Origin of the sequence: Hahella sp. CCB-MM4 (assembly GCF_002260525.1) — a bacterium.
Taxonomy (GTDB): Bacteria; Pseudomonadota; Gammaproteobacteria; order Pseudomonadales; family Oleiphilaceae; genus Hahella.
The window spans coordinates 23,517-38,226 of record NZ_MRYI01000024.1; the positions used below are offsets into that span (position 1 = coordinate 23,517).

Annotated in this window: 12 protein-coding genes; all 12 read right to left on the reverse strand. The window is 55.0% G+C overall.

Features of this window, described 5'->3' with window-relative positions:
- Window positions 1-3: 3 nt before the first annotated feature.
- The 12 genes from BTA51_RS26560 to BTA51_RS26610 all read right to left on the reverse strand — a co-directional run bounded on the left by BTA51_RS26560 (window position 4) and on the right by BTA51_RS26610 (window position 14,707).
- The gene (locus tag BTA51_RS26560) at window positions 4-2,358 is read right to left on the reverse strand and encodes a phage tail protein (RefSeq protein ID WP_094712113.1); all 2,355 of its coding nucleotides are present in this window, start codon (window positions 2,356-2,358) and stop codon (window positions 4-6) included.
- A complete protein-coding gene (locus BTA51_RS26565; protein ID WP_094712114.1) occupies window positions 2,358-4,529 on the reverse strand; it encodes a baseplate J/gp47 family protein in 2,172 nt (723 codons plus the stop codon). Before BTA51_RS26565 ends, BTA51_RS26560 begins: the two co-directional genes overlap by 1 nt.
- Window positions 4,530-4,546: 17 nt before the next feature.
- Window positions 4,547-4,942, reverse strand: a complete 396-nt coding sequence (locus BTA51_RS26570; protein ID WP_094712115.1) for a GPW/gp25 family protein — start codon at window positions 4,940-4,942, stop codon at window positions 4,547-4,549.
- 7 nt (window positions 4,943-4,949) lie between these two features.
- Entirely contained in the window at window positions 4,950-6,599 is a 1,650-nt protein-coding gene (locus BTA51_RS26575) for a hypothetical protein (protein ID WP_094712116.1), read from the reverse strand.
- A gap of 137 nt (window positions 6,600-6,736) precedes the next feature.
- Window positions 6,737-7,378 carry a phage baseplate assembly protein V gene (locus BTA51_RS26580; RefSeq protein ID WP_094712117.1) on the reverse strand — a complete coding sequence of 214 codons (642 nt, stop codon included), beginning with the start codon at window positions 7,376-7,378 and terminating at the stop codon, window positions 6,737-6,739.
- Window positions 7,375-8,427 (reverse strand): phage late control D family protein, encoded by a 1,053-nt coding sequence (locus BTA51_RS26585; protein WP_094712118.1) that lies wholly within the window; start codon window positions 8,425-8,427, stop codon window positions 7,375-7,377. The genes BTA51_RS26580 and BTA51_RS26585 overlap by 4 nt, the downstream gene beginning before the upstream one ends.
- Window positions 8,428-8,492: 65 nt before the next feature.
- Window positions 8,493-8,660 carry a hypothetical protein gene (locus BTA51_RS30305; RefSeq protein WP_168188308.1) on the reverse strand — a complete coding sequence of 56 codons (168 nt, stop codon included), beginning with the start codon at window positions 8,658-8,660 and terminating at the stop codon, window positions 8,493-8,495.
- 17 nt (window positions 8,661-8,677) lie between these two features.
- Window positions 8,678-9,961 carry a hypothetical protein gene (locus tag BTA51_RS26590; protein ID WP_210404933.1) on the reverse strand — a complete coding sequence of 428 codons (1,284 nt, stop codon included), beginning with the start codon at window positions 9,959-9,961 and terminating at the stop codon, window positions 8,678-8,680.
- The gene (locus BTA51_RS26595) at window positions 9,958-10,497 is read right to left on the reverse strand and encodes a phage tail protein (RefSeq protein ID WP_094712154.1); all 540 of its coding nucleotides are present in this window, start codon (window positions 10,495-10,497) and stop codon (window positions 9,958-9,960) included. The genes BTA51_RS26590 and BTA51_RS26595 overlap by 4 nt, the downstream gene beginning before the upstream one ends.
- On the reverse strand, window positions 10,490-11,989 hold the full coding sequence (locus BTA51_RS26600; RefSeq protein WP_094712119.1) for a hypothetical protein: 1,500 nt from the start codon (window positions 11,987-11,989) through the stop codon (window positions 10,490-10,492). Before BTA51_RS26600 ends, BTA51_RS26595 begins: the two co-directional genes overlap by 8 nt.
- Window positions 11,990-12,073: 84 nt before the next feature.
- Window positions 12,074-12,532: a phage tail protein gene (locus BTA51_RS26605; protein WP_094712120.1), complete on the reverse strand. Its 459-nt coding sequence runs from the start codon at window positions 12,530-12,532 to the stop codon at window positions 12,074-12,076.
- A gap of 15 nt (window positions 12,533-12,547) precedes the next feature.
- The gene (locus tag BTA51_RS26610) at window positions 12,548-14,707 is read right to left on the reverse strand and encodes a phage tail sheath subtilisin-like domain-containing protein (protein WP_094712121.1); all 2,160 of its coding nucleotides are present in this window, start codon (window positions 14,705-14,707) and stop codon (window positions 12,548-12,550) included.
- Between the last annotated feature and the right edge of the window lie 3 nt (window positions 14,708-14,710).

A 14,710-nucleotide genomic window follows, 5' to 3' on the forward strand; every position in this document is an offset into this window, starting at 1 on the left:
TCCTTATGCTGTCGATGGCTGGGCATTGATATCTCTGGGTGAGAAGGCGGCCGGGTTTATCAGCACGTCTTCAAGACCGATTTGAGTCGAATTCAGTTCAACCGGGCTGGGGCCGGGTTCCACTTCAATAAAGGTATCCACCCGCAGCAACGGAGATGTCCCCAGAACAAAAGGTCTGTCGGTCTCTATCAATTGCCACTGCAGATGAGCAGGCATCTGTTGCAGCAGGCATTCAGCGATGACCGTTCGTTTATCCCGCCCGGCACCGTTAAGAATCACACTGATGCGATGTGCATATTCCTTGAAGAAGCGAGCCGCGGCGGCTCTTTCATCTTCGTCTCCCAGTTCCGGCGCAAACAGGGCAAAAAACTCTTTGGCATTGATATCCGATAAAATCAGGCTGTCGCCGACAATACTGTTGCCGCTCATACCGGTACCCAGAGTCAGTGGGTGATCGCGGTCATCCATGTTGCGTCCAAGGATGGTGGCGAGTGTCCGCCGCAAGCGAAAATTCTCGACAACAACGACTTCGCCTCTCTCGACACCGCCGTCGCTGGCGATGTCCAATGCCAGACGCAGACCTTGCAGGGTTCCCTTAAACGCCTGTATCAGAGTGGCCTGGCGAACCCAGCGACGTTGCCGCGCCTCGGGCCAATGAACTGGCAGGGGAGCGCCGAGTGATTCACTCAGCCAATGCAACTGGTCAATCGGCCCGGCTATGGGATGCAGCAATTGCTCGCTGGCGGCAATGCGTCCTTCAATAGGGGTTAACATACCTTCAAACGAGGCCAGCAGGCGTTCCCGGATATCAGCGCCATTGGCCCGGTTTTCGGAGTCTGTCGGATCTACCGACAATTCCTGCCGATACAGTTCCGGAAGGTAGGCCTCCTGATAGGAAAACCGTGGATAGTAGGCGCGGATGGCATACAGGGCTGGGCTTTGTTTGCCATTTCCATGGAAGTGCACTTGCAGTTGCAGGTAGCGGCCCCGTAGCTGACGTACCGCGCCGCCTTCCCGTTGCAATAGAATTTCGAACACTCCGCGCTCGTTTGGCGCATAGCCGGAAAACGGTTGTTGGTAGGCTAATTCGGACGGTAAGCCATTCCAGACAGGTGACGGTTGATCGATGATTTCAGCACCGCCGCGCTGCTCTGGCGTTTCGAATACCCGGGCTGAAATCTGAATGGAACACCCGGATGGGATATAGGCATCCAGATAAAGCCTGTGCCACAAAGTTTCGGGAGTTCCGGAATCCAGAACCTGTTGTAGCAGTGCACTGGCTTCCAGGTGGTAGTGCGGTTGCCTTAAAGCATGCAGCTCCCGGGGACGTTCATCGAAACCGGGGTAGTCGGGGTCGGGGTCTGCCTGATAGCGGACCTGGCCATCAGCACAGGAACAAAACCGTGGTACTGCCTGGGACAGCATGGGATAGCGTTCGTTTATCCTCACTGCCTGGCCTAATTCTGAGCCTTCAGCGGCCTTTAACTGGACCACCGGACAGTCCCGGCGGATAAAATCCGTATCAGTGGGTTCTTTAGGGGCCAGTAATGCCAGGCGATTTTCATCGATCTTCATCAAATCGATGGAGAATGGAACGTTGCCGGCCAACTCAAACCATTCAAAAGGTCGGTTGGCTATTTCGTTAAGAGGGCGCTTGCCTATGCGTTGGGCGCCGGCACTATCGTGTACCAACAGGTAGAGATAATGCTGGTCCCCTGATACGGCCAGTGCAGACCAACCTGCTGGTAGTGGAATGCTCCATTGCTGTTGCAGAGAATTGGGATTGATAATATCCGGCTCAAAGCGCTCTCCCTTGGGAGCGTAGGGTAGCGGGAGCGGCTCACCCATACACAGTGCGAGGCTGGATTCTCCAACACTCCAGGCTCTTTGCTCCGGGTCGAGCCAGACGCGGACAGCTGGTTGATCGACGGTACAATCGCTTTGCCAGCGGCGTGCCAGGTCAAAAACCAATACACCGTGTTGGTCAGAGCCGTTACTATAACCGGCAACAAGACGGCCACGACCACTAAGAAAAGCATCCGTAAACTCGCCTGCCGGGGCTACCACCGGGTTCAGCTCACCATCAAGGAGCGGTAGATAGCCCCTGCCACTGTTAAACTCTATAGCTGTACGATCAACGGTAAAGCGGGCAATCTGGCCGAACTGATCTGCCAGTAATGGAGTTGCGTTTTCCCAAGCTGTCAGGGCGGAGCCGAAATCAACCTCCGGTAATCGCAAAGTCTGGTTCTGGGCAAGCATCAACGCCTGGTGTTTGCCGTGCCACAACAGCCGACTGGAGCCTTGTTCAAACTCCTCGGCTTGGCGGAACAGAAAATAGCGGGTGTTATTGGTATCCATCAGCACACTTCCGGAATAACGGGCACGGCAACCCCATTGTCACTGGAGCCATCGCCACCTTTTAGTCCGCCGGGTAGGGCAGGCGTATCGCCAACCTGACCAATGACCACTCCGACTCCTTGTAAGTCCGGCAACTGGTAGGGCTCTAAAAGGAGTCCTTCACTGGCGCTGACCCTTTTCCATTCCCCATCTTTTTCTGCAAACAAGGCGACAGGATTAACCGAAAGCACACCCGCAACTCGGGCAGCCTGGGTCAGTAGTTCATTGGCCCTGACCGTTTTTCCCATAGCCCAGCCACGCCCCTGGGCACCCCCGGGGGCCAGCAACCAGAGATAATCGACCATGGCCTGCTTGACCGCCTGAATAGTGGTTTGCTCGGTCTTGGCGTCGAGCACCTGGATGACCAGGCTGACCGCTACGGGGATAAACATCGGACTCAAAACATAGAGCTCTGTTCCCACCAGGGTGCGGGCAGAGACATATTCAAATACGTCCTTTAACAGTCCTTTGGTGGGTTTGGGGGTATTGCCCAGCACCCGCTCTGCGGGGGGAAGTACGAACAGGCTGACGGCTCCGGGAACCTGGTAGTTTGCTGCATCCAGTGTGGCGCCGGGTATAAAGCCGGGGATGACTTCTGCTCTGGCTACCGGGTTAATCGGGTTGTGGCGAGTGATCAACTGAAAGTCTTCAGCCGTGACTGCCCGGTTACGATGGGTCAGGAATGTAGGGATACGGCGTTCGGCTTCTTCTACGGTTTCAGCATTAACACCGCCCTTTAGCGGCCACTCGTGGCGCAGTTTATGTCGGGACTGTCCGTTGACGATTTCCTTAATGGTCCCGGCGGGAAGATTCCCCGTAGTGCCACCGCCGTAGCGGTAGGAAGCAATACGGATACCCGCGCCGACCGGGGGTCGCATTCCGGATCGCTGACCATCGCCGAAATACACCAGGCCGGTTTCCCGATTCAATCTGAAAACCCGCGCTTCGCCACCCTGATTGGCCAGTTGGTCCACTGCCTGCCAGCGGACCCAGGTGCCGCGATCTTCCACATCAAGGGCCAGGGTGTTGGTGTCCACGTGGGCATCCGGAAGGGCGACGACCTGATCCGGGTGCCCGCTTCCCAGGCCAACCATACGATCAGTGCGCATTCCCTGGGCAACAACGTCGATACCATTGAGCCCGATATAGCCCAGCTGCAGGTCCGGTTCATCCGGGGAACGCATTCTTATCCAGAAGGCCACCCGCTGAGCTTCGATTGCGTCGTCCAGTGCCGGTGGATAGGCTTTGGTGCCGTCAAACATCGGGTCGGCATTGGCAAAATCTCTAAACAGCGCACTATTCTTGGGCAGTTGCAATCTGACGACACCGACCTGGCGTCCGCCAAGAGAGGTATCTGAGAGCTGTTCCAATGGGAGATGACGAACACTGCCGTCATTGGCGAGACTGATCAGTTCCCAAACCAGAGCTCTGGCGCTGGTTTCTGTCACCGCATCACCTTCCACATTGTCAGCCGGGGCGAGGGCGACATTCAGGCGGATTCCAGCCAGGTTGTCGCGCAGTAACCCAAGCTGGCCCTCCAATTGTTTGGGGGCAATGGCGGCCAGATAGACAGATTTATCCAGACTGGGGGTAAGGTTGATAATGTCCTGACCGACGATCAGACGTTTGGGTTGATAGGGCTTGGGCGTTTCGCCTTTACGCAGGCCGTACTGCTCGTGAAGGTCATTCAGGGTCATGCCCAGTGCTTCAAGATCGTCTGTCGACAATGCTTGTTTGATCAACACCTGCAGTGTCAGAGGGGTAGGCTGGATTTCACCTAAAACAGTTACCGGCTGCTGGCCTGCGCGCAGTTGGGTGCCGTCCTTGACCAATGACGGTAACTGGATGCTGGTGGGACCGGCGTCGATACAGACAACACCTTTGGCTGGGATGGCTGGTCTCAAGGGTATTTGCAGCAGGTTTAGGAAGATCCGGCGTTGACGCTCAGGTATCAGATTAGCCCGGTATAAAATGGTTTCGGTCAGCCAGGAAAACAAATCGATAACCGTGTGAACCGGATCCCCAGGAGACACTTGGGTCAGTTCGGGCAAATGCGCTGCAAGCCGTGCCTTAGACTCGGCGACCAGGTCGTCGAAGCGTCGATCATCCAGATTCGGGACGGGTAACGGCATCTTCTATTCTCCTTGTGTCACCGTACGGCGCCCAGGTTGAGGGTTAGACCCAACTCAGCGGGCTGGTTCAGGTGTTTCATGCGGTAGCGAATCGTGATGTGAACATCTGCCAAGTGAGTGGGACTGGGCATGACCTCGACACTGTCCACGAAAATCCGGCTTTCCCAGAGCTGTATCGATTTCCGTACGACTCCGGCAATAAGGTTGCGCGTCGTTTCGTTATTTGGCTGATGCACAAAATTTAATAAACCGGCACCAAAATCCGGTCGCTGCAGGCGCTCTCCCGGTCGGGTCAACAGAATATTCAGCAGGCTTTCGCGGACACTGGTATCAGCACGGGACCACCTTATCCTGCCGTCTTCGTCGACGCCGTTGAGAGGCCAGCTTTGAATGTTGGGCATGGGTATCGGCATAACGGCCTCACTTACCTATCTTGGGAAATGGAAGGCAGATACGAACCCACGGCAGCCAGAAGAACACAATGTTCAACAGAACGATCATGATCATGAGCAGTATCATCGCCACCAGGGTGATGACCGGCAGGCTAAAGCTGCAGATCCACTGAATGCCAAGTCCGGAATTACTGTTGTTCTTGACCAGATCGGGGCCTACACCTTCCTTGGTGTTGAGGCCGTTGATCATGTCAAAGGTATCGCCCGGAGTCAGGATGCTGGCGCCCTTAGCCAGACCACGCTTGAGATCGCGCAGGCTGGGCATCTGGATGAGGGAGGGGCGGCTGGCTTCCGGATCAAATGGTGCTGCTACCCTGAACTGAAAGGATCTGGCTTCAGGGTCGGCCCACTGAATCTGTTCCTTTCCCGCATCATTCAGCGAACGAACAAAAGGGATAACTTCAAAGACATCTTCTTTTTCCTGCCCGAATTTGGGCAGGGGGATTTCTTTGGTTTTCGCCAGGGTCTGTGTGGTGAAGCGTTGGTTAAGCGCATGGCGGATTTCCTGGGCGTCGCTGGCAACCATTTTTAAACTCAGGTTGAGAGTGCCGGAACCACTGGAGTTGGGTAAAGCATCGAGGCTGGCTGATGGATTGACCGCCAGTTTTTCCTCCTGTCGGATCACCCAGGCCACCAACGGATTGTCGCCCCCTTTCTGGTAACAGGATTTGAGATAATGCAGCAGACTGTATTTGCGATAGGCTTTGTATTGTTGAGCCTGGACAGGCCCATAGCCGGCGCGCCTGAGTATTGCAGGTATCTTGCTTTCATCAATGAAATCCAGATGATCGGCTATGGCTTCCAATACCGCATTTTCGGCGACATCGGTTTTGCCAAGATGGTAGCGCGTGACCCACAGACGCAATAGCTCGAACATGGCCTTACTGGGAACACCGGTCTGCACCGGAGTATTGTGGATTGTCCGCCAACTCTGGTTTTTACCCTCGCGGTATCCAAAAGGCCAGGGGAGTGAGCGGGCCATGTAGTCTTTGGCTTCATTCATTGATTGAGTGTCAATCGCTGATTCAGCCTGCCGTTCGTAATAGAATCCACCCAGAGGAAGGTAACCGAACAGCAATGTATGGCGTTTACCGTCAGAGTCCCGTGAATTCAATACATGCAGTGGGTGAATCTCCTCTCCGCTGTAGGCGGGCTTGTCGTTGCGGGCATGAAGCACTCCATTGCGGCACAGACGCCGGTCCAGATCCGGGTCACGTAGCTCCGCCGCAGCGCTTTGCCAGCCCAGGGCTTCTCCTTCTTCCAGCATCCATGCCTGTTCGATACCGTTCTGGCGGCGCCGTATAACAAAACCCGCACTGGTAATCCTCGCCGGGTCCAGTGCGGGTAGGCCAAAGCGCTCACATACCACCTCGCAGCACACCAGATGAAAGGCCCGGTGGGAGGGAAGCCTGAGTACCGGCTTGGTATCATGGCGGCTGTGTTTTTCCTCTTCGATCCAATCGCCAAATGTCGCCTGGGAAAAACGTCGCTGCTGGATGTCTTGTCTGAAACGGTTGACGAAGTCCGGATCAAGATAACGCAACAGGGCACTATGGCGATCTTTCGCAAAGAAAGGCGCCTTAAGCCGAACGTTATGCAGTGTCTGCATCATATTCATTGGAGAAGCTCCATGGAGGTACCGTTATAGTTCTCTATTCTTCGTCTCATGACTGTTGTCGTGCCGTTTATTGTCTATTTTCTTGTGTCTTTGCCTTTTGTGTTTCCTAACCTTTGTGCGGCCTGCGTTTTCAGCTCTTACCAGATATTGCCTGCTCCCGGCGTATAGGTTGTACCCACGACCGAGGTCGCAATCACCGTATCGGCCTGTACTACGCCACTGAAGCGCGACATGCCGGCATCCACCTGTACCATGCTGGCGGATACGCTGACCTGAGAGGCGTTGATGTTGACCGGTCCACTGGAATTGATATCGATCGAAGAGGAGGTCAGGGTAACTATCTGGGAGCCTCTCTCTATCTGTACCTCACCGCCGTTTTCTTCGGTCACCGTGACCCGGTAACCCGAGCGGGTACGCATTTCGACTTTGGGGCCCTCATTGTCATCAAATTCCACCACTGTGCCGGCAGGGGTGCGGATCACATATTGATCTTCCTGTGCATTGATATCTTCGGGAACGCTACCGTTGCCACACCAGATACTGCCTAGTACCAATGGGGTGTCGGGATTCAGAAAGCCGACCACCACAATTTCGTCGTTACGGGGTATAAAACTGGCTCCATAGTTATTGCCGGCCGAAGGCGCCACCACACTGGCCCACAGTTCAACCTGGGCGGTTTGCAGCTGTACTTTGATGCGACCCCGCTGATCCGGATCGGCATTGTCGGTGACACGCGCCAGCTGCAGGCTGTTGAGTTGTCCCAGGGTATGGACATTCATTGGTCTGGACTCCAGTCGGCTCGGTTTACTTTCAAATGGGTTTCAAACCCCCCCTGATTGTCAAAGCGGTGGACACAGTGAACGACCTGGTAGCGGCCTGCCAGACGAGGTGAAATACCCGTCAGCTCCACCTCGCGTCCACTGTGCAGGGCTGCTTCTCCCTGACAGACTACCGAACCCTGTACAAAGCGCTTGGCCTGACGATGGAAATGGGCACGGGCGTAGGCTTCGGCTTCCGCATTACTGCGGGCGAACGGATGTGGGACAACCTCCGTTCCGTCCCAGCTTAATTGGCTGAGCGCCCTGGCGGCGGCCGTACCTTCAGGGGCAGGATCAAGGGAATTGGCTTCAAAGGTTGTTGCTTCGTCATCGGCAACGTTGTAACCGGAGACAGTTGTGGCCGTTGGCTGGTGGTTGAGATCTACTAGCAGGCGGATCTTCAGCGCGTTATCGTCTGCATCCAGCGATATGGGATCGGGGTCTTCCTCTTCCGGCTTGGCGCGTAACTGGTCGCCATTGAGTCTAAGGGCGATATCGAAACGGGACAGCAGGCGCATTAAGAAGGCAAGATGGCTTTCATTGAGTTGATGCCAGTGGCTGCTGATGTCGGATACGTTTACGTCGGCAGTCAGACCGGCTTCACTGGCCAAGGTATTGACCACATCATTGGGACTCATATCCTCGAATGCCCGGCTGTCACGCATCCGAGCCAACTTATGCAGGCGATCCTGGAGCAGCAGCGCCAGTGTGGGGGCACCTTCTCCATATTGCTCTTCAATGGCGGTAATATCGCCAATGAAGATCCTGGTTTCCTCATCCTCTCCCATGAGAATTTCTATCTCATCACCCAGTTGCAAGTCGGCTAATGTGAAATCGGGATCGTCTTCACCTTGTGGCCGTCCCCAATTGCTCAATGTCAGCTCTGCATGCCCGCAGCCACTTAATGGTAGGTTGATGACCATACCAGTAAGGGCTTCGTGAAGATCTTCCCGAAGCTCGCCTCCCACTTTGAAGTTGGGACGTGAACTGACAAAGGCTTCTTCTGTCATACCCGGCTATTCCACCTGCTTTCCATCAACGCCATCTGTACACCCTCAATGTCACCTATACATCCTTAATCTATTTGTAAACGTTCTTGTCTTTGACGAATGCGATCGAGGGTTTCCCCCAATTCAATTTCGGCCACAGAGAGTGGCTGCTGATGTGCACTTGGTTGTTCTTCCATTGCTTCAACCACGGGTTCCTGAATATCTGTGACAACTTCATTAATAAATACCGGCATATCTCAAGTCCCCTCCTTCAATCGAAGCCGACACCAGGGGCGGCCGGCGGTAGGGATTCCTGGTGGCTGTATTGCCAGCGTTTCTGATAACTGGCATTAACCGGCTGGTCACTGCTGGATACCCTGAGTGGCGTCGAACCGTTAATGACACCGGTGGCGTTCAGTTGCTGGTTCAATTCACCGGTGGCGTTAAATGCTCCTTCAATGCCGGTACCCAGACTGGAAGAAGCGCCGAAATTGAATGCGGGAGTGACCCTTACCTGGGCTACGGAACTGGCCGAAGCGGATACACCGGACTGGACAGATGCTCCCGCACTGGCGGACACACCAGCACTGGCACCTGCTGAAAATCCGGAACTGACACCGGCGCCTGCCGAAAAAGAGGCACCAACGCCTGCGGATGCGCTGGCTTTTATGTTGACCGAGGCTGATAGAGAAGCACTTGGCAGGGCTAACATTGAGCCACTGGGCAGGCGTGGATTTTCACAACCATTGAACATGGCATTGTCCCGCCAGCTACTCCCTTTGCCGTCGCTATTGCCCGGCACTGGGCTGGCGGATTGGCCTGCGGCCTCATTAGCTGGATTGGTTGCACCCTCACCGGGAGGCTGATCTCCGGCACCATTGCTGTCAGCATTGTTATCTGCGGCGCTGTCGGCATTTCCGGTGGGGCTTAATGTGGGTGGATCGTCAGTTTGGGCCGCGGCGACCCCTTCGGTACGTTGCCGGAACTGAAACCGGTCTTCCTTCAGTTTAAGGGACAGAGTGGCCCGCAGAGGTCGCCCTTCTTTGGAAAAAAAGTCGAGGGTTTCCTCGTAGCTTTCGACGAGTCCAATGAACTCAAAACTCCCCCATTGAAACAGACAGCGACGCGGTGCTTTTTTCCGGTTATTGGAGCCGGCTCGGGGTTTCAGAAAGGTTTCAGCAATTTTTTTGGTGAGGTTGCGGACATCCGACCCCTGTTGAATTTGGTTTGCACTGGAACCCTGGGATGATGAGCCGCCGCTGGAGGGCGAACTTCCGGAGTTTGAAGAGGCGCTGTCCGAGGAGCCGGTTCCCTGATCGCTGGAGTTGTCCACAAAAGTGGTGTCGAAAATGAGTTCAACAGTCAAACTGGAAGAACTCTTGTCGACAAACTGCGCGGCACGGCTGTTACCGTTTCGCTGGTTTTCCTTCAATGTATTGGAAAGGCTGACCTTCAGTGTGGTCGGATTGAACTGAACGTCGATGGCTTCGTCATTCTGCGGGGTGTCATTATTTCCGGTTACCGGGATCAGTTTGCCCCGTTCAGGAGTGGTCATGTGGGTTGTCCTCCTGAGCTGTTATCGTTGGATTGGGCTGGAGCGGTTCTTTGCAATTCCAGCCCCTCATGAACCAGATGAACTTCTTCGATCGCCACCTGGTTGGCTGTTGAGTTGAGGTCCGGTCCTTTAAATTTGGTAGGCAATACACCGTGTAGCCGCCAGGTCATGACTACCTGTTCTTCGGTTTGAACCTGTCCCGACTCAGCATTGTTTCCCTGGTTCAGGGTGGGATTGCCGAGCACCTCGATTTCGCCATGCAGGCGGTAACCGTAATTGGCACCGCGAGTGGTGGCATCAAACCAGGACCAGAGATCATTGACACTGGTCACGCCCCGTTTCAGCACCATGGGCGCAAACTTGGTGACACCGATACGCTGCAGCTCACCCCAGTTTCGTCCGCCTTCAGCGAGGGTCTTGGGTTCCATGGTGAGTTCAAAACCAGTTACTTCACTGAAAGAGCCGCTGCACAGGAGGTGATTGTTGTCACTCTGATAAAGGTGAACCCGAAATCGGAAGGGGACGAATTCAGCCAAGGTACAGCCCTCCATTCCAATATCCGTCGACATTGCTGAACGTCAGGCGCAGACGTTCTATGGGTAAGGCGGGTGCGATTTCGATCTCAAACAACATAACGCCTTCGTTTGCCGGTATCTGACGGATCTGAAATGCATCTTCCGGCAATATTCCACGCAGAGCCCCCCGTTGATGAAGGTTCCGGAAGAAGCGATCCATTAACAGGCGCGGGCGAGGGTCACGGTAATCCACATTAAATACCAGTTGCTCTCCCAGTGAGCGCAATGCCCGCTGCAGGTAACCGAAAAAACGTTGAATTTCTGCTGAGCGATATCCGTCATAGCGACTGTCATTGACGGTGGTTTTAATATCCGCCGCTGGTAGAGCCGGTACCGTCAGTCGCTCATCATCTAAACGCAGCTGGTTGCGGCAGAATCGAATGACACTGAGTCCTGGTTTATCCCGAAACGCCACGGTTTCGGAAACTGATAGCGACGGATAGGGGCGGGCGGCTACCTGAAGTGGCTGGTCTGCGATGGATGCCCAGACCCCGATACGCTGTGCGCGGTTGGCCTGTTGTCCGGCGATGGCCCCCACTGCACTGCGCAAAGAAAAGGCCGGACCCCGCAGGTAAGGAAATATCAACTGCAGTTGGCGTAAACGGTGAGCCTGCTCCGTTTGCTTCAGAGAGTTAAGAACTTGTACTGCCGCGGGATCCAGTCTTGGCGTATCCAATGCCTCGGAATAGGCCAGGGGCATTGAAAGCAGTAATTGCCAGTCCGGACGGTACTGGCCGGTTGTTCGCAGCAACTGCTGCAGTACGGTCGAGAAAAGCAGAGGGTCTGGTGCTTCGGGAATTTCATCATCGTTGCGCCGTTCCCGATGATCATCGTCTAGGGAATCAGTGCAGGGGACAAACTGCGGATCAGGATTATCCAACCTCACCCGGGGAATATCCGGCAGTTTGGCGGGAACCTGCAACCGCTCCAGATCCGGAAAAGCAATGCTGCCGACGCTGTTGATGATCAACAGAGTGGCCAGCCCCCGTAATGTCAGGACATCGTGAACCTGGGTATTTTCCGCAGGAAAGAATCCGGACTGGCTCTCGGACTCCGGTACCTTGACCAACCAAAGCTTGACTCCTCCGTTAGCAAAGAAGTCGTCTACGCAGGGTGATAACCAGGCTCGGTTACCTGCCAGGATACTGCGGTACTGAGTCGGATTGGCGTGGGCATCGGGAAATATGTCATGAAACTCCGCGCTGCTGCGCAAAGGCAGCGGCAAGTGATGTAATGACTGGAGAAAGGTATCGGCAGTTCCTGCCTGCAATTGGTCGACGTGACTGGCATAGCCGGATGCGCGCATTTCAGCCAGTACCTGTGGCATGGCCAGGAGACGTTCCAACCTTACCCGGCCAGGGCAATGGCCGAGCATGGCTACCTCCAGGGCAGCCGGTCGTGGTTGTAACGCCTGGGGTGTCAGCGTGACGCGAGCAGCAAGCAGTTCCTGCATACCTTACCTCTCATACACCTTTCATCTCTCATTCATCGAATTATCTCGAGGTTCCCTCAGCCCTGTACCGAATGTTCCGGGCTGTCAGACCTGCTCGATGTACTCTACCGCCAACACCAACTCCTCAATGGCAACATCACTGCCTCCCTTGGCGGTCAGTGTGGGGCCGGTCCATTTGATCGGCATGGCGTTTTTGAGCTTCCAGGTAACCACTGCGGTTGAGCTTGTAGGGTCCTCGCTTTTGAGTTTGATAGTGACGTCTTTCTTGCTGATCGCTCCCGCACGAACCTCGTCCAGCCAGGCGCTGATATTGCTGGCGCCGACAACGCCTCTCTTCAGCGTGACATCACCGGCCTTATTGATCGCCGGGATCTTGGTGACATAGTTGGTTTGCGCATTGCCGCGGCGGTATTCTGCGATAGTCACTTCGGCATTGAGGCCGGAGACCTCGGAAAAGCCGCCGGCAACGTCACCTTCTGTGCCGTCGTTCAGGTCCACCAGGTAGTTGAAGACGCTGTATGGGGTTTCTCGAAACTGAGCCATGGTGTGATTCTCCTGTTACCCGTTGCTGTCAGCGGTTTTCTGGCCAATACGGAAAATGACGAACTCGGCCGGCTTGACGGCAGCCACCCCGATTTCACACACCAGGCGGCCGTTATCGATATCGTTCTGGGTCATGGTGCTGCGGTCACAGCGCACGAAATAGGCGGTCTTGTCGGTTCCCAGAAGGCGACCGTTGGCCCATTCGTTGTAGAGGAAGCTTTCGATGGTCAGCCGCACGTTGTCCCAGAGCCGTTCGTTATTTGGCTCGAATACGACCCACTGAGTGGATTTTTCGATCGACCGTTCCAGATAAAGGAAGTAGCGCCTGACATTAACGTATTTCCATTCCGGATCTGTCGACAGGGTTCTGCCACCCCAGACACGATTGCCACCACTTGTCAGTGTACGTAGACAGTTAATGCCGGCCGGGTTCAGCAGTTCCTGTTGGAATCGGTTGATATCCTGGGCAAAGCGCAGCGCAGAATAAATCGGCTCGTTGGCCGGTGGCTTGTGGACACCACGTTGCACATCGGTATTGGCATAAACTCCGGCAATAAATCCGGAAGGTGGGAGGGCGATGCTGTTAACTTTGCCACGTGGATCAGACACTTCCACCCAGGGGTAGTACATGGCCAGGCGGGAATCATCAAACAGGGCGCCAAAGTTACGGGCTTCTGACAATGCCATGCCTTTGCGCGCATCGACGATTCCGACTCGGTAACGCATCTTGCGGCAGTGCTTACGCATTTCAGTGACAATGGCCTGATGGTTGGTGGAGTCTGCAGCGGCTGCGGGTACTGCGACGATGGATACGTCTTCAATATCCTCCAATGCGGCGAAACCGGTACTACCGCTAACCTCGTCGGTGACTCCGGCATAATGAATGGCTACAGGCGCGGAGCCGTCGTTGCCTCCAGTCATGGTAATCAGGTAGCGGGGGCCATCCAGGTCCAGCGGATCGACAGGTGACATTGCTGAGGAATCAAACATATCGTAGAGGGCCAACAACACGTCTCCGGCAGAAATGCTGGCGTCGAATTCCACACCAATAGGACTGGTCAGCTGATCAAGGCGTTTCTCCGGGGTCGGATTAATGACATCTGCGAGTGTTCCTTTTCCTGTGTGTCCGGTGTTGATAGGGCCATAGTTATAGATAACCGGCGCATCCTTTCCACCGTTATGGACTGAAAGGGAAAACATCCGCTGTGCCATGACCGCACGAACCGAGGAGGGGGCAGCTCCGAGTGCGGACAGATAAAGTGGAATCGCAGTTCCAACTCCCTGATTCAGACCGCTGCCATCAACGGTGAAGATAGTGCCCGCGGCATTTAGTGTGCCGTAAAGAGTGGTCAGAGTTCCCCAATGGTCTCCCACGTGAAAATCCGAGAGATCGGTTTCCTCGCTTAATGTTAGAACTGCAGCAGTACCATCGGTCAGGGCGCCGCTGGTGGGATTCTTGGCGGTCACCCGGGTGTAGCTGACGGTGGCGCCTCCGATAGTCATCTCGGCAAGAACCAGATGATTTCCACTATCGGCGAGATCAGTGGCTGCCATTTCGGTACCATCATTGGCATCAATTTGTGCAAGGTTATTCAATATTTGGAAATGGGTGCCAACCCTTTGCGCAATGCAGCGAATATCCATCGGAAAACGCGCTCCATCAAGTCCATCGGCGGCAATGGCTTCAGCGTTTAACCCTGTTGCATCTAGGTAAACGATGTCGCCCTCGGCCGGGGCACTTGTTGCCACTGAAAGTAACAGGTTTTCGCTGTCCTGCCATTCCACCTCCAGAGTGAAATTACCCATCGAACCCGGAAAGCGGGCTTGGAAGGTGACATCATTGTTGGAATCCGTGGCTGAACCATAACCCGCCGTTGGAGAGGCATAGTTGGTTGCGCGGGACACGAACAGCTGTTTGCCACCTTCATCGAAAAAGGCTTTAGCCGCCATGGCGGTGTAATTTAGTTGGTCGGTTCCGCCAAAGGTGAGGTCTTCAACATCGCCAAACATTCGCCGGAATTCATTGAAGCTGGTCACCACTTCTGGCCTGCCGCGAATCGGACCGAATCGGGTTGGACCCACCATGCCTGCGACACTGGTGCCCACACCTTCGATCGACTTGGAACGGAAACTGACTTCCTCTACATACACACCCGGTGCTAGGTATTCAGGCATGAT